27 protein-coding genes are annotated in these 25,936 nt (G+C 63.2%); 10 read left to right on the top strand and 17 right to left on the bottom strand.

Translation table 11 applies throughout. The annotated features are described in order from the left end of the window. Nucleotides 1-118: 118 nt before the first annotated feature. Entirely contained in the window at nucleotides 119-862 is a 744-nt protein-coding gene (locus AC1RJY_RS19350; RefSeq protein ID WP_014920640.1) for a DUF2306 domain-containing protein, read from the top strand. Here the strand turns inward: AC1RJY_RS19350 and AC1RJY_RS19355 are convergent. Beyond that, the gene (locus AC1RJY_RS19355; protein WP_011773318.1) at nucleotides 859-2,148 is read right to left on the bottom strand and encodes an adenylosuccinate synthase; all 1,290 of its coding nucleotides are present in this window, start codon (nucleotides 2,146-2,148) and stop codon (nucleotides 859-861) included. The genes AC1RJY_RS19350 and AC1RJY_RS19355 overlap by 4 nt on opposite strands. A gap of 445 nt (nucleotides 2,149-2,593) precedes the next feature. Here AC1RJY_RS19355 and AC1RJY_RS19360 point away from each other — a divergent pair, with 445 nt between their 5' ends. Next, complete coding sequence (locus AC1RJY_RS19360; RefSeq protein WP_011773317.1) at nucleotides 2,594-3,226, top strand: hypothetical protein; 633 nt, start codon at nucleotides 2,594-2,596, stop codon at nucleotides 3,224-3,226. A 112-nt stretch (nucleotides 3,227-3,338) separates the two neighbouring features. Here AC1RJY_RS19360 and AC1RJY_RS19365 read toward each other — a convergent pair whose 3' ends face one another. Beyond that, nucleotides 3,339-4,406, bottom strand: a complete 1,068-nt coding sequence (locus tag AC1RJY_RS19365; protein ID WP_011773316.1) for an ABC transporter substrate-binding protein — start codon at nucleotides 4,404-4,406, stop codon at nucleotides 3,339-3,341. 123 nt (nucleotides 4,407-4,529) lie between these two features. Here AC1RJY_RS19365 and AC1RJY_RS19370 point away from each other — a divergent pair, with 123 nt between their 5' ends. The 3 genes from AC1RJY_RS19370 to AC1RJY_RS19380 are packed head-to-tail and all read left to right on the top strand — an operon-like array spanning nucleotide 4,530 to nucleotide 7,518. Continuing rightward, a complete protein-coding gene (locus tag AC1RJY_RS19370; protein ID WP_430515952.1) occupies nucleotides 4,530-5,624 on the top strand; it encodes an iron chelate uptake ABC transporter family permease subunit in 1,095 nt (364 codons plus the stop codon). Continuing rightward, nucleotides 5,621-6,700 (top strand): iron-enterobactin ABC transporter permease, encoded by a 1,080-nt coding sequence (gene fepG, locus AC1RJY_RS19375; RefSeq protein WP_014920637.1) that lies wholly within the window; start codon nucleotides 5,621-5,623, stop codon nucleotides 6,698-6,700. The genes AC1RJY_RS19370 and fepG overlap by 4 nt, the downstream gene beginning before the upstream one ends. Continuing rightward, a complete protein-coding gene (locus AC1RJY_RS19380; RefSeq protein ID WP_011773313.1) occupies nucleotides 6,697-7,518 on the top strand; it encodes an ABC transporter ATP-binding protein in 822 nt (273 codons plus the stop codon). The genes fepG and AC1RJY_RS19380 overlap by 4 nt, the downstream gene beginning before the upstream one ends. 70 nt (nucleotides 7,519-7,588) lie before the next feature. On the opposite strand, the gene AC1RJY_RS19385 is transcribed toward AC1RJY_RS19380, so the two are convergent. Together AC1RJY_RS19385 and fbaA are read right to left on the bottom strand one after the other, a co-directional pair. Next, nucleotides 7,589-8,011 (bottom strand): DUF3151 domain-containing protein, encoded by a 423-nt coding sequence (locus tag AC1RJY_RS19385; protein ID WP_011773312.1) that lies wholly within the window; start codon nucleotides 8,009-8,011, stop codon nucleotides 7,589-7,591. Continuing rightward, complete coding sequence (fbaA, locus tag AC1RJY_RS19390) at nucleotides 8,011-9,030, bottom strand: class II fructose-bisphosphate aldolase (RefSeq protein ID WP_014920636.1); 1,020 nt, start codon at nucleotides 9,028-9,030, stop codon at nucleotides 8,011-8,013. Before fbaA ends, AC1RJY_RS19385 begins: the two co-directional genes overlap by 1 nt. Nucleotides 9,031-9,386: 356 nt before the next feature. On the opposite strand from fbaA, the gene AC1RJY_RS19395 reads away from it, so the two are divergent. After that, a complete protein-coding gene (locus tag AC1RJY_RS19395; RefSeq protein WP_238324477.1) occupies nucleotides 9,387-10,358 on the top strand; it encodes a hypothetical protein in 972 nt (323 codons plus the stop codon). A 35-nt stretch (nucleotides 10,359-10,393) separates the two neighbouring features. Here AC1RJY_RS19395 and AC1RJY_RS19400 read toward each other — a convergent pair whose 3' ends face one another. Continuing rightward, a complete protein-coding gene (locus tag AC1RJY_RS19400) occupies nucleotides 10,394-11,080 on the bottom strand; it encodes a TrmH family RNA methyltransferase (protein ID WP_011773309.1) in 687 nt (228 codons plus the stop codon). 52 nt (nucleotides 11,081-11,132) lie between these two features. Further along, nucleotides 11,133-12,353 carry a hypothetical protein gene (locus AC1RJY_RS19405; protein ID WP_498603039.1) on the bottom strand — a complete coding sequence of 407 codons (1,221 nt, stop codon included), beginning with the start codon at nucleotides 12,351-12,353 and terminating at the stop codon, nucleotides 11,133-11,135. Nucleotides 12,354-12,614: 261 nt separating this feature from the next. Here AC1RJY_RS19405 and AC1RJY_RS19410 point away from each other — a divergent pair, with 261 nt between their 5' ends. Genes AC1RJY_RS19410 through AC1RJY_RS19425 form a run of 4 tightly spaced genes read left to right on the top strand, consistent with a single transcriptional unit; the run spans nucleotide 12,615 to nucleotide 16,134 of the window. Then, nucleotides 12,615-13,436 (top strand): HAD-IIA family hydrolase, encoded by an 822-nt coding sequence (locus tag AC1RJY_RS19410; RefSeq protein ID WP_035761154.1) that lies wholly within the window; start codon nucleotides 12,615-12,617, stop codon nucleotides 13,434-13,436. 11 nt (nucleotides 13,437-13,447) lie between these two features. Further along, a complete protein-coding gene (locus tag AC1RJY_RS19415; RefSeq protein ID WP_011773306.1) occupies nucleotides 13,448-14,152 on the top strand; it encodes a tyrosine-protein phosphatase in 705 nt (234 codons plus the stop codon). 11 nt (nucleotides 14,153-14,163) lie between these two features. Continuing rightward, entirely contained in the window at nucleotides 14,164-15,402 is a 1,239-nt protein-coding gene (locus AC1RJY_RS19420) for a sensor histidine kinase (RefSeq protein WP_014920633.1), read from the top strand. Nucleotides 15,403-15,450: 48 nt separating this feature from the next. Beyond that, nucleotides 15,451-16,134 carry a response regulator gene (locus AC1RJY_RS19425; RefSeq protein ID WP_014920632.1) on the top strand — a complete coding sequence of 228 codons (684 nt, stop codon included), beginning with the start codon at nucleotides 15,451-15,453 and terminating at the stop codon, nucleotides 16,132-16,134. Between the two features lie 13 nt (nucleotides 16,135-16,147). Here AC1RJY_RS19425 and AC1RJY_RS19430 read toward each other — a convergent pair whose 3' ends face one another. The 11 genes from AC1RJY_RS19430 to AC1RJY_RS19480 form a co-directional block, all read right to left on the bottom strand. Beyond that, the gene (locus AC1RJY_RS19430; RefSeq protein WP_498603041.1) at nucleotides 16,148-17,065 is read right to left on the bottom strand and encodes a hypothetical protein; all 918 of its coding nucleotides are present in this window, start codon (nucleotides 17,063-17,065) and stop codon (nucleotides 16,148-16,150) included. After that, complete coding sequence (locus tag AC1RJY_RS19435) at nucleotides 17,062-18,315, bottom strand: M16 family metallopeptidase (RefSeq protein ID WP_498603042.1); 1,254 nt, start codon at nucleotides 18,313-18,315, stop codon at nucleotides 17,062-17,064. The genes AC1RJY_RS19430 and AC1RJY_RS19435 overlap by 4 nt, the downstream gene beginning before the upstream one ends. Continuing rightward, on the bottom strand, nucleotides 18,312-19,175 hold the full coding sequence (locus AC1RJY_RS19440) for a phosphotransferase family protein (RefSeq protein ID WP_498603043.1): 864 nt from the start codon (nucleotides 19,173-19,175) through the stop codon (nucleotides 18,312-18,314). Before AC1RJY_RS19440 ends, AC1RJY_RS19435 begins: the two co-directional genes overlap by 4 nt. Then, nucleotides 19,172-19,810 (bottom strand): flavoprotein, encoded by a 639-nt coding sequence (locus AC1RJY_RS19445; RefSeq protein ID WP_498603044.1) that lies wholly within the window; start codon nucleotides 19,808-19,810, stop codon nucleotides 19,172-19,174. Before AC1RJY_RS19445 ends, AC1RJY_RS19440 begins: the two co-directional genes overlap by 4 nt. Before the next feature lie 109 nt (nucleotides 19,811-19,919). After that, nucleotides 19,920-20,093: a hypothetical protein gene (locus tag AC1RJY_RS19450; protein ID WP_011773299.1), complete on the bottom strand. Its 174-nt coding sequence runs from the start codon at nucleotides 20,091-20,093 to the stop codon at nucleotides 19,920-19,922. A 114-nt stretch (nucleotides 20,094-20,207) separates the two neighbouring features. Then, nucleotides 20,208-20,381 (bottom strand): hypothetical protein, encoded by a 174-nt coding sequence (locus AC1RJY_RS19455; RefSeq protein ID WP_014920628.1) that lies wholly within the window; start codon nucleotides 20,379-20,381, stop codon nucleotides 20,208-20,210. A 111-nt stretch (nucleotides 20,382-20,492) separates the two neighbouring features. Then, complete coding sequence (locus AC1RJY_RS19460) at nucleotides 20,493-21,467, bottom strand: T3SS effector HopA1 family protein (RefSeq protein WP_498603045.1); 975 nt, start codon at nucleotides 21,465-21,467, stop codon at nucleotides 20,493-20,495. Beyond that, on the bottom strand, nucleotides 21,464-22,573 hold the full coding sequence (gene lxmK, locus AC1RJY_RS19465; RefSeq protein WP_286176357.1) for a class V lanthionine synthetase subunit LxmK: 1,110 nt from the start codon (nucleotides 22,571-22,573) through the stop codon (nucleotides 21,464-21,466). Before lxmK ends, AC1RJY_RS19460 begins: the two co-directional genes overlap by 4 nt. 185 nt (nucleotides 22,574-22,758) lie before the next feature. Further along, on the bottom strand, nucleotides 22,759-23,673 hold the full coding sequence (locus AC1RJY_RS19470) for an ABC transporter permease (RefSeq protein WP_014920625.1): 915 nt from the start codon (nucleotides 23,671-23,673) through the stop codon (nucleotides 22,759-22,761). Continuing rightward, on the bottom strand, nucleotides 23,670-24,644 hold the full coding sequence (locus AC1RJY_RS19475) for an ABC transporter ATP-binding protein (protein ID WP_011773293.1): 975 nt from the start codon (nucleotides 24,642-24,644) through the stop codon (nucleotides 23,670-23,672). Before AC1RJY_RS19475 ends, AC1RJY_RS19470 begins: the two co-directional genes overlap by 4 nt. 146 nt (nucleotides 24,645-24,790) lie before the next feature. Beyond that, complete coding sequence (locus AC1RJY_RS19480; protein ID WP_210064782.1) at nucleotides 24,791-25,915, bottom strand: thioesterase domain-containing protein; 1,125 nt, start codon at nucleotides 25,913-25,915, stop codon at nucleotides 24,791-24,793. Between the last annotated feature and the right edge of the window lie 21 nt (nucleotides 25,916-25,936).

The raw sequence follows: 25,936 nt of genomic DNA on the forward strand, positions 1-25,936 counted from the left end.
AGGCCTTGACAGGTATACAGCGTACACCTAGTGTTTGGTCCACAGAGGTGTACACCGTACACCTAGCCAAGACGGTGATAGAAGAACATCCAACAACCCAAGAACGCAGGCAGCAGCCATGACATCCACAACCACCCCCTCGGCGCGGAGCCGCGGCATCAATTGGGGCGTGCCCGCAGCGCTGATCATCCTCAGCCTCATCCCGGTGATCGCCGGCGCGGCGCGCCTCACCCAACTCACCGGCGGCGCAACTGTGACGCCTGAGAACGCCAGGTTCTTCGCTTCGCCCATACCGGTGGTGACCCATATCGTCACAGTCACCGTGTACAGCCTGCTGGGAGCGATTCAATTCGTCCCCGCTCTTCGACGCGTTAACCCGCGTCAACGCGGCTCCCAACCTCAGCGGCGCACACGGTCCTGGCACCAGGCAGCCGGGCGCGTCCTGGTTCCGGCAGGGCTGCTAGCTGCCTTGTCCGGCCTGTGGATGTCCGTGTTCTACACCCTCCCGGAAACCGACGGCCAGTCCCTCCTGGTTCTTCGCCTGATCTTCGGCTTCGGAATGCTGGGAAGCATCATGCTGGGTCTGCTGGCGATACGCCGGCGGGACTTTGCTGCACACGGTGCATGGATGACGCGAGCCTACGCAATCGCCGTGGGAGCCGGGACGCAGGCGCTGGTTCTCCTGTCATGGATGCTGATCGTAGGCCCCACTGACCAGACCGTGCGGGCTGTGCTCATGGGGGCGGCCTGGGTGATCAATCTGGTGGTGGCCGAGTACTTCATACAGCGACGGCGGGCCGCCCGTAAGTTCCGTGAGGAACCTCGGGCGACCCGCCGTCGTCGTGAACTTAAGAGTGCTTAGTCGTTGATCAGATCGTGAACAACGATTGTCTGATCGCGGTCCGGTCCGACGCCGATGGCCGAGAAACGTGTGCCGGAGAGCTTTTCGAGGGCCAGCACGTAGTTGCGCGCGTTCTCCGGCAGGTCCTCCAGGGTGCGGGCGCCGGTGATGTCCTCGGTCCAGCCGTCGAAGTACTCGAAGATGGGCACCGCGTGGTGGAACTCGGTCTGCGTCATGGGCATTTCATCGTGGCGCACGCCGTCAACGTCGTAGGCAACACAAACCGGGATCTGTTCGATGCCCGTGAGGACGTCCAGCTTGGTGACGAAGTAATCCGTGAAGCCGTTGACGCGGGAAGCGTGGCGGGCCAGGACGGCGTCGTACCAACCGCAGCGGCGGGGACGGCCGGTGTTCACACCGAACTCGCCACCGGTCTTCTGCAGGTAAACGCCCATCTCGTCGAACAGTTCCGTGGGGAACGGGCCGGCGCCAACACGCGTGGTGTAGGCCTTAATGATGCCGATGGACCGCGAAATGCGGGTGGGGCCAATGCCCGAGCCAACGGACGCGCCGCCGGCCGTCGGGTTGGACGAGGTGACGAACGGGTAGGTGCCGTGGTCTACGTCCAGGAACGTTGCCTGGCCACCTTCCATGAGCACAACCTTGCCCTCATCCAGGGCATTGTTCAGTTCAAGGGTGCTGTCAATGACCAGCGGGCGCAGGCGCTCGGCGAAGGACAGGAAGTACTCCACGATCTCGTCCGCAATGATGTCGCGGCGGTTGTACACCTTGACCAGGAGTTCGTTCTTCTGACGAAGCGATCCTTCCACCTTCTGACGGAGGATGGACTCGTCAAAGACGTCCTGGACGCGGATGCCCAAGCGGGCCACCTTGTCCATGTACGCCGGACCGATGCCGCGACCAGTGGTACCGATTGCCCGGCTGCCAAGGAACCGTTCAGTCACCTTGTCCAGGACCTGGTGGTACGGGGCAACCAGGTGGGCGTTGGCCGAAACGCGCAGGCGGGATGTGTCCGCGCCCCGGGCTTCGAGGCCATCGATTTCCTGGAACAAGGCCTCAAGGTTCACCACGCAGCCGTTGCCAATAATGGGGATGGCATTAGGGCTCAGGATGCCCGCGGGAAGGAGCTTCAGCTCATACTTCTCACCGCCAACAACCACGGTGTGCCCGGCGTTGTTACCGCCGTTGGGCTTGACCACGTAGTCAACGCGGCCACCGAGCAGATCGGTTGCTTTGCCTTTGCCTTCGTCGCCCCACTGGGCTCCGACGATCACGATAGCGGGCATGGGATCCTCCCCCATTCTTTCGGGCCCAGACCCAGCCGGATGACCAGGACTCGACGCCGTACATGAGAATGCCCCGACGTTAGCTGGTGCAGCCGGCACTGGGCACGGCATACGCAAGAGTTTCGGGGCTCTTACCAGCCAAGTTTAGCCGATGACAACGGTTTCTCTGGTGTTTGGCTGGTGTTGGGGCGGAGTTGTGGATAAGTCAGGGATGGGTGCGCGCCACGTATTGCCGTCGAGAGCTGCCCGCCGCCGTGGAGATGCCGGCCACGTTTCCGGGCAACACGCCGCGTCGCATTCGAAAGGCGCGCCGAAGCGGGCCCCGTTCACGTCCATAGTCCGGTAAGGTTAGTTAGCCCCCAACAGCACCCTTTGAGGTTTGGCTGCGGCATGCCCGCGGCACCTTGGAACGGTGCGCTGTAACACCTAGGAGACCTAACCCCTGATGCAAGAACTGGCGACTGAATCACCCGAAGAAATCCTCTGGAACCGCCGCTATGAACCGCACATCGCCGAGGTCAACGAGCTGTGCGACTCCATCAAGGTCCAGAAGCCGGGCAGCGAGGTCCTTTACATCGACCCCGCCCACAGCATGGATGACTGCCGCATCGTCAGCCTTTTCTCCAATCAGCGCACCAATACCGGCGAAGGTTTCATCACCCCGGGTGACGAGGAAGCCACTACCCGCATGCTCGGCATGCAGTGGCAGCTGGGCCTCCGCCCCGAGCTCATGATGCCCTGGAACGCGTACCCGTGGATCGAACCCACCGAGGAACCGGGCAAGCTCACGCCGGCCAACATCACCGAGGGACTCAAGCCGCTCCTGCGTCTCCTTCAGCTCCTTCCGCGCACGTCCGCTTTGGTGGCACACGGCAACGAGGCACACCGCCTGGCCGACCAGCTCATGAAGGCCGCACCGGCCAGCATCGCCCGCCGCGGGTTCAAGACCTTCAAGGTCCGCTCGCTCGGCGGCCGCTCCTTTGCCGGCACCCCGGCCCGCCAGCAGGAATACCTGGATGCCATCCACGGCGCCTACGCCGAGGCCATGGCACGCACGGGAATCCCCCGCAAGGCCTAATTACCAGCAATAACGACGGCGGCCCTCACCTTTCCGGTGAGGGCCGCCGTCGTTGTTGGGGTGCTTGTGTTGGGGCTGCTTGTGTTGGGGGTGCTTGTGTGAGCTGGCGGCGTTAGCTGACCAGCATGCTGCGGAGGTCCTTCAGGATCAGCTGCGCGCCTGTGGGGCCGAGGCCAAGGAACCAGACGTCGTCGCTGACTGACTTTGCCTGCCCGGCTTTCACTGCGCCGAGCTTGGGCCATACGGCACCTTCAACCACGGAGGTTTCTCCGGTTGCTGCGGGATCACCGTAGCTGCTGTAGAAGATCCAGTCGGCGTCGCCTTGTTCAATGTTCTCGGCCGAAATCTCGGCAGCGAGTTCATCAATGTCCTGGTTCTCCGGACGGGCAAGACCGGCATCCTTCAAGATGACGCCGATCAGCGATTTGTTTGCGTACAGGCGGATCTTGCCCGGCAGGAAGCGCACCAGGGAGATCTTGGGGTCGCCCTTCACGTCTGCCTTGAGGGCGTCTGCTGCTGTTTGGTAGTCGTTGAGCGCCTTGACGGCCTTGTCTTCCTCGCCCAGGGACTTGCCCACCAGGAGGAAGTTTTCCTTCCACGGGAAGCCGGGGCGGATGCTGAAGACCGTGGGAGCGATGGCGGACAGTTGCTTGTACAGCTTGTCAGCACGGAGCTGGCTGCCCAGGATCAGGTCCGGCTTCAGCGCAGCGATCGCTTCCAGGTTGAGGTCCTGGATGGTGCCCACCGACTCCACGTCTTTGACCTTGTCGGCCAGGTAGGTGGGGACAGGGTTGGCGCCTTCGGTGGTAGCCATGCCTACCGGGGTGATGCCAAGGGTCACGACGTCGTCCAACTCACCGGTGTCGAGGACCACAACGCGGGTGGGCTTCTTCTCCAGGGTGGTCTCACCGTTGGCGTGCTTGAGGGTGCGGGGGAAGACGCCGGGGGCAGCGTCCGTGCCGAGCTTGGCCGTTTCCTGGTCCGCGGTAGTGAACTTGGAACCACCCGTGGCAACATCGGCGTTGCCGGCGGTGGAGCCGGAGCCACCACTGGTGCCGCAGCCCGCGAGGAGACCCACCGCCACGGCAGCGCCGGCCACCTTCATGGCAAGCTTGCGCACTGCAGATTTGCGACGAGGGGAGGCCTTGCGCGGCTGTACTTCAAAATCGTCATTTTTCACTGGGTAAGGCTAACCTAATTAAGGCACACATTCGTGACGTTGTGACGACAGTCACGGACTGGCCACCCATTACTGCCCCACCTCTCCGGAATGGTCCCCTGTTGTGTCCCCACTGACGGCGTTATGTCCCAACTGACCGCCCCCGCGCCCAAGCCGCGCCACGGCGGGCCAGCCACCGTCGCCCTCCCGGCCAACAGCGCGGCCCCACGTTCCGGCGTCGTCAATAAGTCCCGCTGGCGGATCCTCTTCCTGGTCCTTGCCGCGGCAGTCCTCTTGGGCGCCGCGATCCTAAGTCTGGGCGTGGGAGCCAAATTCATCCCGGCGTCAACAGTCCTTGAAGCGTTCACCAACCCCCAGGACACGGCGGATCACGCCATCATCCTTCAGAATCGGCTGCCGCGTACTCTGATGGGCATCGCCGTCGGGGTTGCCCTGGGCGTAGCCGGCGCGCTCATCCAAGCCATCACGCGGAATCCCCTGGCAGATCCCGGCATCCTGGGCGTCAACGCGGGCGCTTCCTTTGCCATCGTGATCGCCATTGGCGTCTTTGGGATCGGCTCTCTCAGTGGCTACATGTGGTTCGCCTTTATTGGCGCCATCCTGACCACTGCTGCCGTGTACGTGATTGGCACCTCCGGCAGGAACGTGGTGAACCCTATCCGGCTGACGCTCGCGGGTGTTGCCTTGGGTGCGGTCCTCACAGGTATTGGCTCCGGACTCACCCTCCTGAACCCCAAGGCCTTCGATCACCTGCGCTCGTGGAGCATCGGCTCGTTGGACACACGGAGCATGGAGTCGGTGGTGACCGTGGCGCCGTTCATGGGCGTGGGCTTGCTGGTGGCGCTGTTCTGCGTCCGCGGGCTCAATGCCGTGGCACTGGGCGACGACCTCGCCACGTCCCTCGGCGCCAACGTCAACCGGACGCGCATCCTGGGCGTCGTGGCCATCACCCTCCTCAGCGGAGCCGCAACAGCCGGTGCCGGTGCAATTGGTTTTGTGGGGCTCATGATTCCGCACGTAGCCCGCTGGATCGTGGGACCGGACCAGCGCTGGATCATGGCCACCACAGTGATCCTCTCCCCCATCCTGCTCCTGGTGTCGGATGTTGTGGGCAGGGTTGCCGCACCAGGTGAGCTCCAGGTTGGCGTGGTGACGGCGTTCATTGGCGCGCCGGTGCTTATCACCTTGGCGCGGCGTCGGAAAGTGAGTGGGCTGTGAGTCGCCTCGAACCCGGCCGTTTGGAAGCCGGGGCCCGCGTCCACTTCGGCCGGCCTACTGCCTTGGTGCGCAACCGTACTCTGAGCGTCCGGTTCGATGTCCGCAGCATCCTCGTCTGCATACCACTTGTTCTGGCAGCGCTAACCGTGGCCGTCGTTTCGCTCGCAACGGGCGACTACGACGTCTCCGTGCCACAAGTCCTGCAGGCCTTTACAGGCGATGCGCCGGGACTGGCCCAAACCATCGTCATGGAGTGGCGGCTCCCCCGGGTTCTTTCAGCGCTGGTGTTCGGCGCGGCCCTGGGAATGAGCGGTGGCATCTTCCAATCCATGACCCGCAACCCGCTGGGCAGCCCGGACATCATCGGCTTCAATACGGGCGCCTACACGGGAGCTTTGATCGTGATGCTGACCGTTGGCGGCGGCTACCTTGGTGTCGCGGTGGGAGCCCTTGTTGGCGGAATCCTCACAGCGCTTGCCGTGTACCTGCTCGCCTACCGTCGCGGCTCCCAAGGTTTCCGGCTCATCATCGTGGGCATCGGCATCAGCGCGATGCTGGCCGCCTTGAACCACTGGCTGATCCTGCAAGCGGAACTGGAGGCTGCTTTGGCGGCAGCTGTCTGGGGAGCCGGGACCCTCAACGGCATCACCTGGGAGCAAGCGGCGCCTGCCGCCGTCGTGGTTGTTGTGGTTGGCTTGTCCACGCTGGCAGTGGCGCGTCGGATGCAGCTTCTGGAAATGGGCGACGACGCCGCCCGCGCCTTGGGCGTCCGGGCAGAACCGACCCGTTTGCTGTTGCTGATCCTGGGCGTCGCGTTGACGGCAGCCGTCACCGCCGTGGCCGGACCAATCGCGTTCGTTGCCCTGGCCGCACCGCAGCTTGCCCGTCGGCTGACCCGGAGTGCCGGCATCACCCTGGTCCCCTCCGCGGTGATGGGCGCGTTCCTCCTGGTGGCCAGCGACCTCGCGGCACAGCGCTTGTTTGCTCCGGTCCAACTGCCCGTGGGTGTTGTGACCGTGTGCATCGGCGGTATCTACCTCGTCTGGCTGCTGGCCAAGGAAGCAAGGAAATCATGAGCCTCACCACTGCCGCGCCGCAGCTCCACGCCGACGCGTTGACCATCGGCTACGAGCAACGCATCATCTCCGAGAACCTCAATGTGCGCATCCCCGAGGGGCAGTTCACGGTGATCGTGGGGCCCAACGCCTGCGGTAAGTCCACGCTGCTGCGCGCCCTCGCACGGCTGATCAAGCCCAAGAGCGGGCAGGTGCTGCTGGACGGGAAATCTGTGACGTCGCTGCCTGCAAAGGAACTTGCCCGGCGTCTGGGTCTCCTCCCGCAGTCGTCCATCGCCCCCGACGGCATTACCGTGGCGGACCTGGTGGCGCGTGGCCGGTACCCGCACCAGAAGCTGCTCCGGCAATGGTCTGAGTCCGATGAGATTGCCGTAGTTGAGGCGATGGAGGCCACCGGCGTTTCGTCGTTATCCGGGCGGCTGGTGGACGAACTGTCCGGAGGCCAGCGGCAGCGAGTGTGGGTGGCCATGGTCCTCGCCCAGCAGACCCCGCTCATGCTCCTGGACGAGCCAACCACGTTCCTTGATATCGCCCACCAGATCGAGCTGTTGGAACTCTTCCGCGAGCTCAACCTGGACAAGGGCCACACCCTTGTTGCCGTGCTGCACGACCTCAACCACGCCAGCCGCTACGCAGACCACATCATCGCCATGAAGGACGGTGCCGTTGCCGCTGAGGGCGCTCCCGCGGACGTGATCACTGAGTCCTTGGTGGAAGAAGTGTTCGGCATGGCCTGCCGGATCATTGACGACCCCGTGACGCACACGCCGCTGGTGGTCCCGCTGGGCAGGCCGCGGCACTCAGCCGTTACGGACTAACGTTCCTAACGACGACGGCGACCCTCGCCTTTTCGGTGAGGGTCGCCGTCGTTTGCTTTGCTTTGACGCCTTAGCGGGCTTCGAGTGCTGCCTTGGCCTTGGGGTCCGAGTCGTTCAGGAACTTCTCGATCCGCTCCGGCTCTTCAGCTTCGCCGATCGCCGACGCTGCACGGCCCAGCGCGTAGAGCGCACGCAGGAAGCCCTGGTTGGGCTCGTGCTCCCACGGGATGGGACCGACGCCGCGCCAGCCATTGCGGCGCAGGGAATCCAGGCCTCGGTGGTAGCCGACACGGGCGTAGGCGTAGGACTCGATGGTCCGGCCTTCCGCCCAGGCTTCCTCTGCGAGGATGGCCCACAGAAGAGACGACGTGGGGTTCTTCGCCACCAGGTCCAGCGCTTCGTTGCCGAGAGCCAGGTGCTGGTAGATCTCGGTTTCGGCGGGCAGGAGCGTGGGCTCCGGCCCCATCAGGTTCTTCCGGAATTCGTCGGACATTAGAACGTCTTGCCAACCGATCCGAGCTGCTGAGCGGCTTCGACGATGCGCGCGGCCATGCCGGCCTCTGCCGAAGCGCCCCAGACGCGGGGGTCATAGGTCTTCTTGTTGCCCATTTCTCCGTCGACCTTGAGGACGCCGTCGTAGTTGGAGAACATGTGTCCGGCAACCGGGCGGGTGAACGCGTACTGGGTATCGGTGTCGATGTTCATCTTGATGACACCGTAGGAAACGGCGTCAGCGATTTCCTGCTCGGTGGAGCCCGAGCCGCCGTGGAACACGAGGTCGAACGGGTTTTCCTTGCCGATCTTGGCGCCAACCTCGGACTGGATCTGCTTGAGCAGTTCCGGTCGGAGCTTCACGTTGCCCGGCTTGTACACGCCGTGCACGTTTCCGAAGGTCAGCGCGGTGAGGTAGCGGCCGTTTTCGCCGGCACCGAGGGCCTCAATGGTGGCGAGGGCGTCTTCGGTGGTGGTGTAGAGCTTCTCGTTGATTTCGTTCTCAACGCCGTCTTCTTCGCCACCGACGGTGCCGATTTCAACTTCGAGGATGATCTTGGCAGCTGCGGCGCGTTCCAGCAGTTCACGGCCGATGCGCAGGTTTTCGGGGAGGGCCTCGTGCGAGCCGTCCCACATGTGCGAGTTGAAGATCGGGTCCTTGCCGGCCTTAACGGCTTCCTCGGAAGCGGCCAGCAGCGGGAGGACGAAGTCCGCCAGCTTGTCCTGCGGGCAGTGGTCCGTGTGGAGGGCGATGTTGACGTTGTAGTTCTTGGCAACTTCGCGGGCGAACGCGGCGAAGCCGAGGGAACCGGCAACCATGTCCTTGATGGAGGCGCCGGACCAGTAGGCTGCGCCACCGGTGGAAACCTGGATGATGCCGTCGGATTCGGCCTCGGCGAAACCGCGGATCGCAGCGTTCAGAGTCTGCGACGACGTCACGTTGACCGCGGGGAAAGCGAATCCGCCAGCCTTTGCGCGGTCGATCATCTCGGAGTAAATCTCTGGGGTTGCAATGGGCATGGTGACTCCTATGCTGAATTCGTCTGTGGGTTGGTAACCCTGGAGTAGACCGCTTACGGCTAGCACCCATCCTAGCGATATCCGCCGGGACGCCGTGTTTCGGGTCACTGAGGGTCCTTAACACTTCCGCCGAGTCGGCATTTATCACGGCTACACGGTTTCATCCAGACGATGGATATACTTTTCGGATGGAGAACCCCTTGAGCGCAAACAACCACCCCCGCCCAACGTCGGCCCCATCCGACCCGCCCGCCCCGCCTTCTCCCCCTGCCTACGGCGCCTATCAGCAGCCCAACGTCCCATATCAGCAGCCGGGCACAATCCCTCCTCAGCCGAAACGCACACTGAACCGTAAGGTGATCATTGCCATCGCAGCCGGTGCGGCGGTAGTCCTGGCGGCCGCCACAGTTGGGCTGGTCCTCCTGTTTTCGCCGGCAGCAGACGGCGGCCAGGCTGCCACAACTTTTTACCAGGCCCTCAAAGACGGGGATGCCAAGAAGGCGTTGAGCGTATCGGATCCGGGCGTCCCGGAGAATGAGGCGGTTCTCCTCCAGGACAACATCTACAAGGCCGCGGGTCAGCACATTGACGGCTTCCGGATCCTTGAGTCAAAAGGGGAGTACGTCAGGGCGGAGGTAACCCAGAACGGCCGAAAGCAAGAGGACATCCTGATGATGACCAAGTCACCGGACGGCGAATGGAAGGTGGGGCCCAAAAACTTCCAGAAAATCCGGCTCAGTTCCAATCGTCCTGTGAAGTCTTTCACCGTTAACGGTGTGGACGTAGCGGCCCCTGACTCAGGGAGCGCATCGCCGGATTCCCAGCTGCTCCTGCCGGCTTTTCCCGGTGAGTACAAACTCGGTATATCCGGGGACAAGTACGCAACAGTTGAAGAGAAGAAAGCCTTGGTCAGCATCGACCGGAGGATTTCCGACACTTTCGAAACCCTGAAGGTGCTGCCCAGCCAGCTCCTCCTGGATGAGACCAAGGCTCTTCTCCAAAAAAAGCGGGATACATGCATCGCGTCCGCTTCGGCCACTGCGAGGCAGTCCTTCAGCAGCGGTTGTTCCGGGTTTAATCTCTACGAATCCCGCCCCACCCAAAATGTGAAGTGGACCATCGACGAAGAGCCCACCTTCACGCTCTCCCTGTCCAGGGATATTTGGTATATCCAGCCGGAGGGAAAGGGCAAAGCCACAGTTAGCTACGAAGTGAACCGCGGCACCGAGGCCGCCCCGAAATGGGAGCCTCATAGTGAGGTTATGGAGCCCCGTATCTCAGGTGAGATCCACATCGTCGACGGAAAAGCCACCCTCAAAGATTATTAGAACGGCAGTTGCCCGGGCCGATAGTGACAGCTCGCCTAGCTGACAGGCTGTTGGAACACGTGCCGGCGAACCCAGGCGTGCATGGCAATGGCTGCGGCGGAGGCCGCGTTCATGGACCGGGTGGAGCCGAACTGCTCAATCGACAGCGTCGCGACGGCGGCATCGTGCACCTCGGGCGTCAGGCCCGGGCCTTCCTGCCCGAACACCAGGACGCAGTTCTTGGGCAGGTCGTAGGTCTCCAGCGGCACTGAATCCGGGAAGATGTCGATGCCGATCACGGCAAGGCCCTCCCCTTCGGCCCACTGGACAAAGTCCTCAACAGTGGGGTGATGGCGGACGTGCTGGTAGCGGTCGGTGACCATGGCCCCGCGACGGTTCCACCGGCGTCGGCCAATAATGTGGACCTCTTTGGCGAGGAAGGCGTTGGCGGTCCGCACAACGGTGCCGATGTTGAGGTCGTGCTGCCAGTTCTCAATCGCGATGTGGAAGTCGTGCCGCTTGGAATCAAGGTCCGCCACGATCGCGTCGTGCTTCCAGTAGCGATACTGGTCCACCACGTTGCGGCGGTCACCATCCCTCAACAGGTCCGGGTCCCAGTGCTCGCCAACCGGCCACTCGCCCTCCCACGGCCCGACGCCGACCTCCGGTTTCGCTTCCGCCTCGCCCTCCGCGGTGGTTTCGGCAGGCGTGGGCAGGGCTGTATTGGGGGGAAGGTCAGTCACCCCTCAACTTTAGCCCTGCCCGGTTGCCCGTCTTGGCGCCCTTTGAGGGTCCTTAGACCATCTTCCACTTGTTGATGCGGTAGGAGTTGCCCAACTGCTCAAAGAGTCCGGGGTGGGCGTCCCAGTATTCCTTGTGGCCGCTGACGCCAAGCATCTGCGGGGTTCCCCACGGTGTCACGGAGAACAGGTTCACAGCCTGGATCTGTTCGCCGCGGGCGTTGGTGCAGGTGAATCCGATGACCACGGCCGCGCCGCGGCGGAACTCACGGATTTCCGGCATGCTGGTCTTAAAGTCGGCCGTGCACTTGTGGCCCACAAGGTTCTGGGGCAGTTCGGAAGCGGTCATCCCCTTGAAACGGGCTTCAATGTCCTGGATGGCTTTCTTGATCTCCGCCGGATCCTTGCCGAACTTGCCTTCCTCGGACTCCGCGAAGAAGGCATAGGCGAGTGCGATCCCGTCGCCGTCAGCCTCCACCGTGCCTTGGGCCTTCTTCTGGATCTCCTCGCCAGTGGTGGGGTCCTTGGTGATGCCGAACGACTCATCGTGGGTCCACTCGGCCAGGTACTGGAAGGACGATTCGCCCGTGACCCACTTGCTGAACAGGGGATCACCGTCGGCCGGAACATTGCTGGGTCCGGCCAACTCGTCCCAGCCTGCGGGCAGCGGAATGGCGTCTGCGGGGATTTCGGAGGATGCCGAGGCCTCGCCGGAGGGTTCAGCAGAAGGCTCGGCGGCTGCCTCAGAGGCTTCATCGGAGGACGTCACCGACGGCAGCGGAGTATCAACGGCCACAGGTTTGGTCATCGACGGAATCAGCCACGTGAACGTCACCACCAGCGCAATGATCACGACGACGGCGACACCACCCAGGATGAGGAACAGCGACTTCTTGTTGTGGTCGCCGGGGTGGCCGGGTCCACCGGGTTGGCCTGGGTAGCCCGGCTGGCCGGGGTATCCGCTGCCCGGCGGCGGGAAGCCCGGCTGTCCCTGCTGTGCTTGGGGATAGCGGTGCACGGTTTCGGCGTATTCGCCGTCGGGGTGTTGCTGGGGTTGCTGCGCGGCGAACGCCTGGGTAGGGGCGTGTTGGGCGGGGAAGGCTTCAGTCTGGGCTTCGGGCTGATACAAGGGCTGAGTCTGCCCGGGCTGGTACTGGCTGTACTGGTCCTTGCCGGTGTCGTAACGCGGCTGCGGCACGCCGTCCGGGTTGTAGGGAGGCTGCGGCACGCCCTCGGGGTTGGAGGGAGGCTGCGGCACTCCGTTGTTGTTGCTCATGACAGGCCCTTTCACATGCGGTAAGTGGGGACCTGCTGGAGCGCGGCGACATCATGAATCCACCATGTCGATCCCCCGACCCATGGTGGTGGCACACCAGCGCCGCAACCAGCGTAGTCCAGCCCAACGCAACACACGCAAGTCACAAGAGTTATCCACATGGGCAGAACTTCCCACATAAGGGGGCTTCCAGGATGTTGGGGCAGCAGATTGATGAAAGACTGGGTGGCAGTGCATGAACAATCCCAGCCGGAGGCAAATATGGCAGAAGAAACCACGTCCACATCGGTTTATCGGAACGGCCACGAAATCGAATGCTGGCTCACGGACATGGACGGCGTCCTGGTTCATGAAAACCAGGCAATCCCCGGAGCGGCTGAGCTCATTCAGCGCTGGGTAGACACGTCCAAGCGCTTCCTGGTTTTGACCAACAACTCCATCTTCACTCCCCGCGACCTCGCAGCACGCCTGCGCGCGTCCGGCCTGGAAGTCCCCGAAGAGAACATTTGGACGTCAGCACTGGCCACCGCCCAATTCCTCAAGGATCAGGTCCAGTCCTCGGATTCAGGCAACCGCGCTTACACCATCGGCGAAGCCGGGCTCACTACCGCTTTGCACGAGGCCGGGTTCATCCTCACGGACACCGACCCCGACTTCGTGGTTCTCGGCGAAACCCGCACCTACTCTTTCGAAGCGATCACCATGGCCGTCCGACACATCCTGGCCGGCGCCCGCTTTATCGCCACCAACCCGGATGCCACCGGCCCCTCCAAGGACGGCCCCATGCCGGCCACCGGAGCAATTGCGGCCATGATCACCAAGGCCACGGGCCGCGAGCCCTACATTGTGGGCAAGCCGAACCCCATGATGTTCCGCTCCGCCATGAACCAGATCGACGCCCACTCCGAGACCACGGCCATGATCGGCGACCGCATGGACACGGACATCGTGGCCGGCATGGAAGCGGGCCTGCACACGGTCTTGGTGCTCAGCGGCATCACGCAGCGGGAAGAAATCGTGTCCTTCCCGTTCCGGCCCAACCAGATCCTGAACTCCGTGGCCGACCTCAAGAGCCAGATCTAAGGGGACAAACAATGGCTGTGCTCAATCTGCGTCCTTTGGCCGGTGGTCGAATACTCAGGGGAAGCCAGCCGTTCGGTTTGGACGCCGCTGCAACGCACGGTTTCTTGGCGGAGCACGGCATCCAGGCAATTGTGGACCTGCGGAGTGAGCTTGAACGCTCGTTGGTTCCGTGGCTGGTTCACGACGACGGCGGCGAGCCTGCCGCCGTCGTCCAGCCCGCCGTCGAACTCATCCATAATCCGCTGGACCCGAACGCCATTGCGGGGTCCCTCCAGGCCGTGGAAACGGCCGAGGACCTCGGCGATCTGTATTTGGGCTGGATCCGGCTGCGGCCGGAGTGGGTGGGAGATGCACTTCGACCTGCCGCCCGCGGCAAACGCACGCTGGTTCATTGTTCGCTCGGCAAGGACCGGACCGGTGTGGTGTCCGCGATTGGGCTCCTCGCCGCCGGCGGAACCGAAGACGACGTGGTGGCGGACTACGCGGCAACCACAGCCAACCTTCCCGACGTCTTGGAGGTCATGGCCGAAACGTGGCGCCTGAGCGTCCCTTCCACACCAGCCGAGTACTTCAGCCCGGACCTCATGATCCTGCAGAGCCCGGAAGCTGCCATGCGGCACTTTCTGGCCGGCTTCGCACGCGAGTTCGGGGACGTTCGGAGCTTCCTGCGCGAGGCGGGCCTCACCGCCGTCGAGGTTGAATCGCTGGCTCTGTAATACTTGGGTGGATGAGTAGGACGAACTGGCTCGCTGACGTCAAACCCCTGCCTGGAGGGTGGATTCTTCGCTCGGCTATCGTCCTGGCAACCTTGCTTTTCCTGGCGTTGGGTATTCGCTGGCAACAGCACGATCTTTCGTCGTTTCAGGGATGGTTGGAGCTGGTAGTCCCGTACCTGCCGCTCCTCGCGCTCCTCATCGGTGCCATGCAATCCGCTGTTGCCTGGTGTCTGTCCTTGGTCCTCATCATGGTCTTGGGCGGAGACGCGTCCCTTGTGGTGGCCATGATCTTCCCCACGATGGTGGTGGTGGCCTTCTGTTCCTTCCTTCTTCCGTGGAAGCTGGCCATCAATTTCTCGCTGTTCGTGCCCAGTGTCTTGCTGGGTTTGTACATATCAACGCCGGAGATGGCCGACCAGCCGGCAGTGCTGCTGGCGCTGGTGGTCTTCCTAGCCGCCGCGGCATGGCGCAGCGTCAACGTTTACCGGCATCGCTACGAGCAAAGCACGCACCACATCCGCGATTTGCAGGAGCAACAGGCGCAAGTCCGCAGCGAGGAACGAACACGCCTTGCCCATGAGCTTCACGACATCGTGGCCCACGACGTGACCATCATTGCCATGCAAGCGCGGCGCGCTGAGTTTGTGAACGACCAAGCGAAGACGTCCCAAATCCTGGAGGGCATCGGGAATGCAGCGCAGCAGACGCTCCAGGATCTGCGCAGCCTGGTGACCCTCCTGAAGGAAGAGGAAAGGGAGGAGCCGGGAGGCGGTTCACAGCTACTGGACCGTGAAGGACAGGCCGCTGATTTTCTGGATGCTCCTGCCATGTCCGGTGAAACCACCACCGCCGTTGGATTGGTTCACGATCTCGACGGAGTTGTGGAAGCACTGGACCGCGCGGGCTTCCAGGTGAGCCTCGTAGTCGAAGGCGAAGTAGCCCGCATCCCGGCAAGCCTGCGCCAGGCGCTTCGCCGGACGGTGCGGGAAATGGGAACCAATGTGCTTAAACACGCCGACCCGTCCGGGGTAGTGGATCTGCGTTTGACTGTAGGGGCCGATCGCGTCCAGCTTGCTTCGGAGAACACAGTCTCCACCGCCGAGCCGATCATGTCTTCCAAAACCGGGCTTGAGGCAATGAGTGCCCGCTGCGAAGTGTTCGGAGGATTCATGGACGTCGGCCTCAGCGAGGGGCGGTGGACCACCGCGGTGTCCATCCCGCTGGAAGGGCTGGCGTCTGCGGATGCCTGAGCGCGTTTGTGGGAGGATTGGCTCGAGGACTGACATTGGGGGATCAGTATGACGCGGGTTTTGTTGGTGGATGATGAGCTGTTGGCGCGGGAGATCCTGCGGGATTATCTCTCGTCCGATTCGTCCATCGAAGTGGTCGGTGAGGCGTCGGATGGGCGCGTGGCCGTGGTCCAGGCAGCCTCGCTCCGCCCGGATGTGATCCTGATGGATATGCAGATGCCGGTGATGGACGGCGTTGCTGCAACGGCCCAAATCCATGCCGAGTTCCCGGACATCGCCATCCTGGGTTTGAGCACCTTCTCCACCGATCGCTACGTGGTGGACTTACTGCGAGCTGGGGCATCGGGATACCTGGTCAAGGACACGCTGCCCAAGGAAATCACCGCCGCCATCCACACTGTGATGGCCGGCGAATCCGTATTGTCTTCCAAAGTGACGCGGCATGTGGTGACAGGACTCGCGGAGTCCGTCCCTGCCGAAGTCGTTCCGGACCCCAAGCTCGTGGACGCGCTGACCAAGAAGGAGCTGGAAGTGATCCAGCTACTCGGACGTGGAATGAGCAACCGTGAGATGGCTGCGGAGCTCTTCGTGACAGAGTCCACCATCAAAGCACGCTTCGTGAACGTCATGGAGAAGCTCGGTGTGCGGGACCGCGTACAGATCCTTGTGGCCGCGGTCGAAGGAGGGCTGGTGGACCTTAGCCCCGGTTCTCGGACAGGGTTGGATTCCTGAAGTTCATGACGCACTAGCTGCGTCCAAGGACCTCCTTGATAGGCCTGACCAAGCCTTCCACCGCCTTCCCGATAGCGGCGGAATCCACAAGGTCGAGGGCGGTATCCGGGTTAAGGACCAGCTCGCCACCCCATCCCATCACCTCGTAGTGGGCGAGGGAGCGGGCCAGTTCAAGCGGGGACTGCCATGCGCGGTTCAGATTTGTCCGGGCAAATTCCCTAGCCTGCTCCACTGCTTCCCTGTGCTCGGCAACTCTGTAGCCGGCCACCGTGGAAAGCACCGTTTCCAGAACAGCCGAACCGTTGGGCCGCGAGGCGACGACTTGCCAGTTCACTGTCGGCGTGGAGTCCTGCAGCCCGCGGCCGGCTTGAAGGATTGCCTGGTGCCCGGACTGTTGAATGGCGTCCGGAAGGAGGGTTCCCGGCCCTCCGGCCACCAGGCAGATGGCCATGAACGTTGCTGCGAACCCTACGTCGCCCGCGGGGTCCTGTCCGATGACAAACGTCTGCTCGAATCCCTGTGCCGTGGTCTGACGCATGGTGCTCCGGAACGCCGACCGAGGGGCGGGAGGTCCTTCTCCCCCGCCTTCCGACAGGCTGCCTTCCAGATCTTCCAGAACGCCGGCAGAACCCACAACAGCAAGCACGGGCTCACCGAATTCCGCTATTCCCGGGTGCTCGGTGTTGGTGACATCTTCAGTCCAGCCCCGTACAGCCACCTCCGGCAGGGTCGCAGTCATCACCACGGCGCCATCACCGGGCGTCCATGTCACGGCAACCGGCTGCTTGGCTGGCGCGCATCGTTTCACCGCCCGGGAAACGGCGCTGCGCAGGCGCGGGACGCCGTCGGAAGTTGTTCTCCAGCCCATCGACACCGTGGTGAAGCGGGAGCGCCGGTCAACCTGGGTCAGATAACGGCGAGTGGTGATCATCGGAGAATCTCCTCGGAGGGCTGGACGGTCAGTGACACAGAGTCCTGCTCGGCGAGCCGCCGTGCCGCGGCGGTGACCAACGGCCTGAGCCGCGTGGCGTCGTCGGATATTTCGGCGAGGGCATCCGCCAGGTCAACGGCGAACGTCGGTGTCCCCCTCAGAAGCACGTCGCGGGTGACGGTCCGGGCGAGCCGTTGGTCATCGTGAGTGAACGTTTCCATCCGGAGTACGGCGCGACGGGCCGCAAGGACGATTGCTGCATCATCGGCGATCGCCAGCGCCCGGAATCTCTCGGAAGGATCAATGGCTTGCCCGGTATCGTCCACCAGGACGAACAGATCGTCCCGGGTCAGGTCCCCCGGCCCGAACAGACCGGCGCTGGCGTCGAGGCCATCCTGCTGGGACAGCAGCTCAGCTGCCACAAGATCACCGAGGAGATCCGGGCCTGCCGAGTGACCAAACGCTGCAGCCCTGGCGGAAAGTAGACGAGTGGAGGTTGCCCCGCCGGAATAGATCGTGGACGTCGAACCACCTCTGCGGACGGAGTCTTGCAGCACGGGGACGACGGGCGCTTGGTCTGAAATTCCAGAGAACGGGGCCGCCAGCAACCGGAGCGTGTAATGAGGGTCTTCAGATGCCACCGCCGTCAGTACAGCCGCCGAGGGGCGGTAAAGACGGCCATGAAGCGCCTGTAGTTTTTCACGGGTGACCCGGGTTGCGAGGTCACTATCGCCGCTGCCGTCATGACCGTTGGAGTGGTCCGCCCAATAGCGTGTTGTCAGGTGTGGCCAGGGCAGGATTCCCCCGGGAGCCGGAGCCAACCGTTGCGCCCGTTCTGTGGCAACGGCATCTATTTGCTCAGCGATCTGCCCCTGCGTCAGTGCGGGCTGGAAGACCTGCTCAACCAGGCGGCTCGAGATCTGTTCGAGGTGTCCCGTGGGACCGGACTCGTAGAACTCGGAGTAGTCCATGTGGGTGTTCCCGCCCAGGATTCCCCCGGCTTTGTGAACCGAAACCTGCCGTTGCAACGCCGTGATGTTCTCGCTGTCCTGGTACACCATGTGCTCGAGGAGGTGGAGCATGCCCTCCTCCCCCGGCATTTCATGGCGCATTCCCGCCGGCACACCGAGACTCACGGACAGGATGCGGGCGGAGGGATCATGGACGGCGATCAGCCTTGTTCCGGTGTCCAGCTGCATGCCGTACACAGCTCGGCCATCCAGTGTGCCAAGAATGGAAGGGGTAGTCATCGCGTCTCCGGGGTGGTGTTCAAGTACGAGCTCGCCAAGCGAAGAAGTGCCTTCGCCTGGGCTTCTCCTGCGCCGGCATAGTGGTGCCAGTCGTAGGCATGCTGGGCAATCCTGAAGGCCAATGCCGGGCCGATCTCGGACGGTGCGGGACCTTCTCCGCAGGTCTCATGGAAACCGTTGCGCAGTTCTTCGATGGCTGGCCGCAGCACAGGGTGGAAGGCATGCAGTTCCGCCATCTCTCCGAGCACCCAAGCGATGTCATAAGCAGGATGGGCAAGCCCCAGGTCCTCGCCGGTGAGGAGCGAGCCGGCTGCACCATCGGGAGTCACCACCCAGTGGGCCATCCCGGGATATCCGTGCACAACCACTTGGTGGGGGTCGGAAAGTACGCGCTCGATCCATCGACGGATCTCCCGCAGGCCGGAATCGCCCAAAACGTCGCAGGCCGGCTCCCATGCCCCTCCCAGCCATGCCTCCGAACGCTGGACGGTTCGTGGAGTACTTCCCGGAAAGTCGATGAGCGACGCATTGTCATGGAGAACGCTCAGGGCCGTTCCCCATATCCGCCCTGCCGCCCGGAGGTTTGCGGGCACACCCGCCGTGATGAGGTCGAAGACCGTTGACCCTGCCGGCGTCGAGTATGAACGGTGGCGATCGCCCCCGACCCCTACCACCAAGAGGTCAGCGCCGGGCGCGGGAGCGATGCTGATCGGTAGGGAAGAGAAAGGAATCGGCGCTCCAACCCCGAGGCTGTGCACCCATTCATAAGCCCCTCCAACCTGGTAAACACCCGTGGACAGCAGGTCGGTCCGGGTGGAGCGGATGACTGATTTCTGCCGGGAATCCATCGCGGCGCTCATACAGCAGCCGCCTCTGCGGTCATCCCCGCACGAAGGAGCCGTTCCTCTTCCAGCCGGCGCAGCACGGAAGGGAACGACGGCGGCACCCAGGCCAGGGCGACGTCGCTGGACTCGCTGGGGCCGGGGACGGGGTCTATGACCAGAAAGTTTTCCGGCGTGCGCAGTTTCCTGAGGGTCTCGGCGACGATAGGGTTCGCCAGGGCCCGGGGCGGCAATGCCGGAGCGATGCAGACCTGGGCCTCCGTGGTCATTGCTGCCAGCAAGGACGGCGAATCGGCTATGCCGTGAGCCAGGCGCGATGAGTAGTCCAGGGTTGCCGGGTAGACCAGGATCAGGTCCGCCCACTCTGCCAAATCGATGTGTGCAGCAACGAGTTCTTCCCCCCAGGTATCGGCCTGTACACGGGACTTCAACCGGGACTCAATGCTGTGACGGGTGATGAAGCGCTGCGCGGAGCCCCGCATGACCACCTTGAACTCAGTTTCCGGCGCCGCGGAAACCGCCCATTCAATCCAGAAGGGCATAACTTGGGTGACTGCCGAGCCTGTGAGAATCAGGGCAACCTTGGAGTATCCGAAGGCTTCGAGGGTGAGGTCCGCCCAGATGGGACGGGGACTGCTGTCAGTGGTTGTCATGGCAGGTCTCAGCATTCAGGAGGGTGGGTGGGACAGATATGGGTCAGGAGGCGCCGGCGTGATGATGTTTCCACCACCTCGCCGGCGCCTTCCCCGTGGTCAGGTCTGCCTAGCAGCCCATGGTCAGGGTTGCGCCGATGATCACCCCTGCACAGAACGGCGTGGTGGCCGGCGCGTCGGTGGCAGCGTCGCCGCCGAGCTCGTCAGCCGCCGTGAAGGTGCTGTGTGCCCGGGCCAAGTCGGCGAGGTCGGCCTGCGGGATGTTAGTGATGGCGTGAGTCATGCTGGTGTCTCCTTGTTGATTGCCCCACGTGGTGGGTGCGTCCGGGGTTGCTACTGGGTGAAAAGCTTTTGTTGTAGTGCTGTGGAGCTTTTGTTGTTCCCTGCCCAGGGGCAGTTAGCAGCCGGCACCGAGGGTGGCGCCAACAATGATGCCGATGCACAGCGGTGAGGTTGCGGGAGCGTCGGTGGCAGCGTCGCCGCCGAGCTCGTCAGCAGCCGCGAAGGTGCTGTGGGCGCGTGCAAGATCGGTCAGGTCGGCCTGGCGGAAGTTAACAACTGCGTTGGACATGGTGTCTCCTGTTGTGTTTGCTTCCCACTAAGTGGGAATGGGTTTTTCTTTCTGGGTTCCTCATGGGAGGTCTTTGGGTGCCGGGCAGCGGCGGGCCACTGCCCGGATTCATCACTGGCCGGCGTTGTATCCGGGCTGGTGAGGGTTGATGCAGGCCGTTTGAGCTTCGACAGCCCAGGCGGGTTCGAGGTCGGTCTTCTCCACAGACGCACGGAGAAGTGCGTCCGCCAGAACCCGCGAGCGGTGTTGTCCGAAACTGAGCCCCCGGTACCCCGGCCGCGAATCCTTTGGTTCCATGGCAAGTGCCAGGCGGTCGCCGACGCTATGGGTGAAAACCGAGACAGGGGTGTCCCGCGCGGACAAGGACCTCAGGGCAGGACCAACAAGGGAAACCGCAGCGTCCGAATCGTTGGCTGACACGTAGATGACCATCGCGTCACTGCGTGGGAAAGCCAGGGATGAAGACAGGGTCTTGACCTGATGGCCAAGCCCGCTGGCGGCAAGGGCTCCAAGAATCTTCGGCCACATTTCAAGAGCTTCTGATGCCGTGAAACAGGACAGGTACAGCCTTGAAGCGGCCGCAGGGTTCACGGATCCGTGGGCACCGAGTGCAAGGAGGAACCCGGGGGTGGTGCGGCTTCGCCAACTGGGAACACGCACCCCCACAATCTCATCCAAGGGGTCACGAACCAGGGCCTCTGCGGGAAAGAGGACCTTCACTCCGGATAGCTCCACCACCTGGTGCGGAACTCCTTGGACGGATGTTCCCAGCTGCGTCCTCTTCGACGCCGCCTGAACGGTGGCCGCCTGAACAACCGTACGGTGCGGGATGGCATCAATAAGTGCCGCGGCAAGGTCCTGGTGGCCTGTTCCTGGCACGGTCTCGATGCCTGGGTGCCCTACGTGGAGGTGTGTGTAGATCGCTCCGGCCAATTGCGAACGCAACTCGCTGTGGCTGGTGGCACTAAGGGTGGTGGCGTCTATCCTGGCGGTGAGCCGGCGGCCGTCAACGGAAACCCGGTGTTCCAAGGCCGCCAGTACCTGCTCGAATGACGTGGGCGTCGGAGCGCTGAGCGTGACTGTCATCGGGGCGTCCTTTCGAAACCGAGGGCTTTGACATAGTGGCCGGGTGAAAGCAGTGCCTCGCGCCCAACGCCCGCAGCAGCCCGTTCGATGCCGGGTAGCCGGGACACCATGGGAGCCCTGGTGATGGTTCGATCCACCAGATGCCATCCCACGTGGGCGGTAGCCCGAACCGGCAGGTCCGGATCGTAGTAGTTGGCATGATCGGCATACGAGGTCCACATCCGTCGGATTGACGGAACAATGGCTGCCATCCGCTCGGCGATGCGTGCTGACGCGCTCTCGTCGTCGAACCTGGCAGGGGGTGCGGAAGCTCCTCCGCGGGTGGTGACCGTGTCCAGGACTGCCCGGTAGATCCACTCGCCTGCAAGCATTCCAAGGTCCCGGGCAGGGTCGCCGAGTCCGAACTCTTCCCAGTCAAGGACACACAGTTTCCCGTTGTGGAGGTGGAACTGATCAAGGCGCAGATCGCCGTGGATGGGGCGTTCTTGGTGCATCCGCTCCGATGCCCTCAACCTGCCCGCAGCGGCCACCAACTCCTGGTCGTTCTGCAGCTCTGACCAGAGGGCCATCTCCGCCATTGTGAACTCAAGGTAGCGGGCGTGCGGAACGCCAACTGCGAGCATTTCCACAGGTGGGCTTGGAGGTGCGGAGCGCTCCAAGCCGATTGCGGGCCCGGCGTGGAGCCGGGCAAGCAACGCGCCCGCTTCCTCCGGGAAGCTGTCCGGCATTGTCTCCTCCACCATCAGGTGCGCCAGGCTGGTGCCGGGGCAGTGCTCAAAAACCAGGAGGCCGTTCGCGGTGTCGCTGCCAATGAGCTGTGGCGTTGCCGGCGCAAAGTCAGGGGACTGCTCTGCAAATGCGGCGAAGGTTACCGAGCGGTCGAAGGCCATCGGGCCGGAAGCTTGCGGTGAGATCTGCTTGACGAAGACCTTTTCCCCACTCCTCAGCCTCATGTTCCACGTGCCATTGCGGCCCGCAAAGGCGGCAGGGGCGATCTCTTCCACTGCCTCCCTGTTGTGGCTTGCAAGAACAGTGGTTGCCAAGCCGGCTGCGCGGCGGGCCGCCGGAGTGGTGGACTGCGGGTGCGGGGCTGAGGCGGTCATCATGAGGGTCTCCATCAGAGCAGCAGAGTGGTTACCGCGTAGGCGGCCAGGATGCCGATAAGCAGAAGGGCTATGTTGCGGACCAGTTTCTTGGTGGCCAATGATTGGTTGCGCTTGTTGTCAGGCATGGTTTTCCTATCTGGAGAGACCCGATGAGCCGGGTCTGTGGACTAAGTGACGAGTTGGGGCTAGGCCGTCTCGTCGGAGGTCAGGGACTGTTGCAAGGTGACTCGGGAGCCGGTGCGCAGGGCGTTGTTCCGGTAAATCACGGTGGCCAACCAGAACAGGGCGGGTATAGCTGCCACCGATATGCCGGCGGCAAGCACCATCTCCCATGTGGACACGTCTTCCAGTGCGAAGCGCATCGGCATGAGGTAGGAGGAGAACAGCGGCACGAAAGACAGTCCTTCCAGCCACGGGTTCCCCATGTTCATTGGCAGGACGTAGAGGGAGACCACCAAGAGCACCATTTGCAGGACGGACAGCGGCATCACCGCAGTGCCCAGGTCCTCTTGTCGGGACACCGTCGAGGCGAGGGTCGTGTTCAAGGCTGCGAATATCACGTAGCCCAACAGGAACCAGAGGAGGAACCACAGCAGGCTCGGTCCCACAGCAACATTGATGAGGGACCAACCTCCCACCACACTGAACCCCACCACGGCGGTTCCGCCGATCGCCAGCAGTTGGACCAGGGTTACCAGCCCGATGCCGATCATCTTGCCGGCCAGCAACGGGACGATGCCGATCTTGGTGAGGAGGATCTCCACGATCCTTGATGATTTCTCCTCCACCACCCCGGAGGTCAGGCTCGATGCCGAGTAGACCAAAGAGGCCAGCAACGCGCTGATCATGGCGGTGGCGAAAATGGCCCGAGGATCAAAGCTCATTGCACCAGCCCCGCCCAACGAGTCCACCAGGAACCATCCGCCGATCCCGGCGGCGGCGCCGGCGAAAAGGGCCAGAAGTCCTGTTGCCGTGAGTATGGTCCGGTTCCCCAGCCTGGTAAGGACCTCGCGCCGTATGATCAGGCGCGTCTCGCGGAGTCCACTGCCGGAAGAAGGAGCGGCGCTGCGGGTTGTGCGATCAAATGTTGTTGTGCTCATTGCGATACTCCAACTTTGTCGAGGGAGCGCTCCGCCCCCGGGGTGGTACCTGGATGGGACGAAATGAATGTGCCGGCAAGCAGGTCCGCCAAGGACCTCTGCGCGGACACGATGCTCTTCAGTCCGCCGTGCCTTTGCGCTGCTGCGAGGATTTCACCGGGCACGTCCCGCCCTGAGCCGTCCACGGAGACGAGCACCGTTGTACGGTCGTCCGCGGAAAATTCCACGTTGACGCCGCGGGCCATCGACACTTCGGCGGCGAATGAATCTGCCGTGCGGGAGAAGCCGAGTCGCCAGCGGCTCTTCCCGTCATCCTGCAGCTCCACCACGCTGCCGCTCGCTGTCACACGGCCCCGATCGAGAATGCATACCTTGTCGCACAGACGCTCTACGAGCTCGAGTTGGTGTGAGGAGAACAGAACTCCGACGCCCCGGTCGGCTTGCTCCCGGATGAGCCGGGACATCGTTTCGACGGCGAGGGGATCCAACCCCGAGAATGGCTCGTCCAGAACCAGCAGTGCGGGGTCTCCAACCAAGGCGACGGCCAACTGGACGCGCTGCTGATTTCCCAGGGAGAGGTCCTGGACCAATGCCTGCTCACGGCCTTGTAGGCCAAGGGAGGCTATGAGTTCGTCTGCGACCTCACGTGCGGCGTCGGGTTGGTGCCCTTCCAGCAAGGCGAAGTGAATGATCTGGTCCCTCACGGGCATCTGCGGGTAGAGGCCTCGTTCCTCGGGCATATAGCCGATGCGCCTCCGGTCCTTGGCCGTGATGGGCAAGGCTTCCCACGTGACTTCGCCGTGGTCCGGGGTCAGCAGACCAAGGATCACGCGCATGGTGGTGGTCTTACCTGCACCGTTGCCGCCGATGAATCCCACGATCTCCCCGCGATGGACCGTGAGGTCCACATCGTGGAGGACCCTGCGGTCACCGAAGCTGCGGCTGATGCCCGTGAGCTGTAGGCCGTTCATACTTCGCTCCTCGAAATTCGTTCTTATTTCCTGTCAAGAACGACGCTACGGAGGATCGGGTATATCCACCCTGTACTCGAGTACAGAGCTCACTTGTACGAAAGTTCACTTTCGGGGCACGGCACGAAGGCATGGCGGGAGAGACGTCAGGCCGGCCGGATGATCCTGCCGTTCGGCTCCCGGTACGACGGCTCCTCGGGCTGGGGCGGGAGCGGTTGGAGCTCATCCTGGACGCGCTCCAGCAGTGGCCGGTAGATGCCTCCGTTCCACTGCGGGCTGGCGTGGGCGGGCCGGGCGCCTTCCGTGCTGAGCGTGGGCATCACCATGTTTGATCCGAAGACCTTGCTCCACCCCGCACGCGCCGACTCGTAATCCACGGTGGCGTCCTTGGCGTTGCCGATGAATGCCATCTTGGCGCCACCGATTTTTCCGGCCAAGCGGAGGCCGTCAAAGTGGTAGATGTACGCCGACTCCGTCTGTATCAGCACGCTGGAAGGGGCGATCGGCGACAGTTGCTCCAGGCTTTGGTCGAGGATCTGCCGCCACGTCCGCTCATCCTTGTGCGCTACGCGCTCGCCCAGCTCATAGCCGCCGCGCAGGACCGACGGGATGCGGAAGCCATTCTCGTAAAGGAACACCACGCCGTCGAACCAGCTCTGGTCCAGGACGTCGGCGCGGCTGAACGGACTCGAATCCAGGACAATCAACTGCGTCTCGACGCCGTGCAGCTCCAGAAGCCGGGCGGCCACCTGGGTGGCGAGCATGCCGCCGAAACTGTGGCCGTAGAAGTACAGCTTCTCCAGTTCCAGCTCGCGGACGTGCAGGATGATTTCGCGGACGATTTCGTCCACGTCCAGGCCCAGATTGGAATATCCGACGGCGGCAAGGCGGCCCCGCTGATGCAGGGCGGGACGCAGCGAGTTGAGGATCCACTGAGCTTCTTCCCAACTCGTCTTATAGCCGGGAAAGAGGATCCAGCTTGCCTTGGGGAAGTACACGTCCGAGTACGGATCCGGCACACGGAGAATCTTGGTGGCTCGCCGCTCGGCCTGCACACGACGGGTGAAGAGCATGTCCGCGGCGAGCGCACCGGAAGCTCCGGAGGTGATGAGGAAGTTACGGCGGGATGTCTTCTTGAGCCGGGCAGCGTAAGGAAGGATCCGGGCCCATGAGCCCGGATCCGCTGCCTTCTCCGGTTCCTGGCTGACCGGCGCAGGGAGGTTTTCAGTCACCTCCGGCGGCGCCGTGAGCTTCCCTACTTGAACGTCCACGCAGCAAGCATAGGCTTCGCG

This window comes from Arthrobacter sp. GW822-FHT05G07 (genome assembly GCF_058799755.1).

Bases quoted from the DNA above. Each gene is read 5' to 3' on its own strand.
- AC1RJY_RS19350 (WP_014920640.1), top strand. From the start codon at position 119: ATGACATCCACAACCACCCCCTCGGCGCGGAGCCGCGGCATCAATTGG.
- AC1RJY_RS19355 (WP_011773318.1), bottom strand. From the start codon at position 2,148: ATGCCCGCTATCGTGATCGTCGGAGCCCAGTGGGGCGACGAAGGCAAA.
- AC1RJY_RS19360 (WP_011773317.1), top strand. From the start codon at position 2,594: ATGCAAGAACTGGCGACTGAATCACCCGAAGAAATCCTCTGGAACCGC.
- AC1RJY_RS19370 (WP_430515952.1), top strand. From the start codon at position 4,530: ATGTCCCAACTGACCGCCCCCGCGCCCAAGCCGCGCCACGGCGGGCCA.
- AC1RJY_RS19380 (WP_011773313.1), top strand. From the start codon at position 6,697: ATGAGCCTCACCACTGCCGCGCCGCAGCTCCACGCCGACGCGTTGACC.
- AC1RJY_RS19385 (WP_011773312.1), bottom strand. From the start codon at position 8,011: ATGTCCGACGAATTCCGGAAGAACCTGATGGGGCCGGAGCCCACGCTC.
- fbaA (WP_014920636.1), bottom strand. From the start codon at position 9,030: ATGCCCATTGCAACCCCAGAGATTTACTCCGAGATGATCGACCGCGCA.
- AC1RJY_RS19405 (WP_498603039.1), bottom strand. From the start codon at position 12,353: ATGAGCAACAACAACGGAGTGCCGCAGCCTCCCTCCAACCCCGAGGGC.
- AC1RJY_RS19410 (WP_035761154.1), top strand. From the start codon at position 12,615: ATGGCAGAAGAAACCACGTCCACATCGGTTTATCGGAACGGCCACGAA.
- AC1RJY_RS19415 (WP_011773306.1), top strand. From the start codon at position 13,448: ATGGCTGTGCTCAATCTGCGTCCTTTGGCCGGTGGTCGAATACTCAGG.
- AC1RJY_RS19420 (WP_014920633.1), top strand. From the start codon at position 14,164: ATGAGTAGGACGAACTGGCTCGCTGACGTCAAACCCCTGCCTGGAGGG.
- AC1RJY_RS19425 (WP_014920632.1), top strand. From the start codon at position 15,451: ATGACGCGGGTTTTGTTGGTGGATGATGAGCTGTTGGCGCGGGAGATC.
- AC1RJY_RS19430 (WP_498603041.1), bottom strand. From the start codon at position 17,065: ATGATCACCACTCGCCGTTATCTGACCCAGGTTGACCGGCGCTCCCGC.
- AC1RJY_RS19435 (WP_498603042.1), bottom strand. From the start codon at position 18,315: ATGACTACCCCTTCCATTCTTGGCACACTGGATGGCCGAGCTGTGTAC.
- AC1RJY_RS19440 (WP_498603043.1), bottom strand. From the start codon at position 19,175: ATGAGCGCCGCGATGGATTCCCGGCAGAAATCAGTCATCCGCTCCACC.
- AC1RJY_RS19445 (WP_498603044.1), bottom strand. From the start codon at position 19,810: ATGACAACCACTGACAGCAGTCCCCGTCCCATCTGGGCGGACCTCACC.
- AC1RJY_RS19450 (WP_011773299.1), bottom strand. From the start codon at position 20,093: ATGACTCACGCCATCACTAACATCCCGCAGGCCGACCTCGCCGACTTG.
- AC1RJY_RS19455 (WP_014920628.1), bottom strand. From the start codon at position 20,381: ATGTCCAACGCAGTTGTTAACTTCCGCCAGGCCGACCTGACCGATCTT.
- AC1RJY_RS19460 (WP_498603045.1), bottom strand. From the start codon at position 21,467: ATGACAGTCACGCTCAGCGCTCCGACGCCCACGTCATTCGAGCAGGTA.
- lxmK (WP_286176357.1), bottom strand. From the start codon at position 22,573: ATGATGACCGCCTCAGCCCCGCACCCGCAGTCCACCACTCCGGCGGCC.
- AC1RJY_RS19470 (WP_014920625.1), bottom strand. From the start codon at position 23,673: ATGAGCACAACAACATTTGATCGCACAACCCGCAGCGCCGCTCCTTCT.
- AC1RJY_RS19475 (WP_011773293.1), bottom strand. From the start codon at position 24,644: ATGAACGGCCTACAGCTCACGGGCATCAGCCGCAGCTTCGGTGACCGC.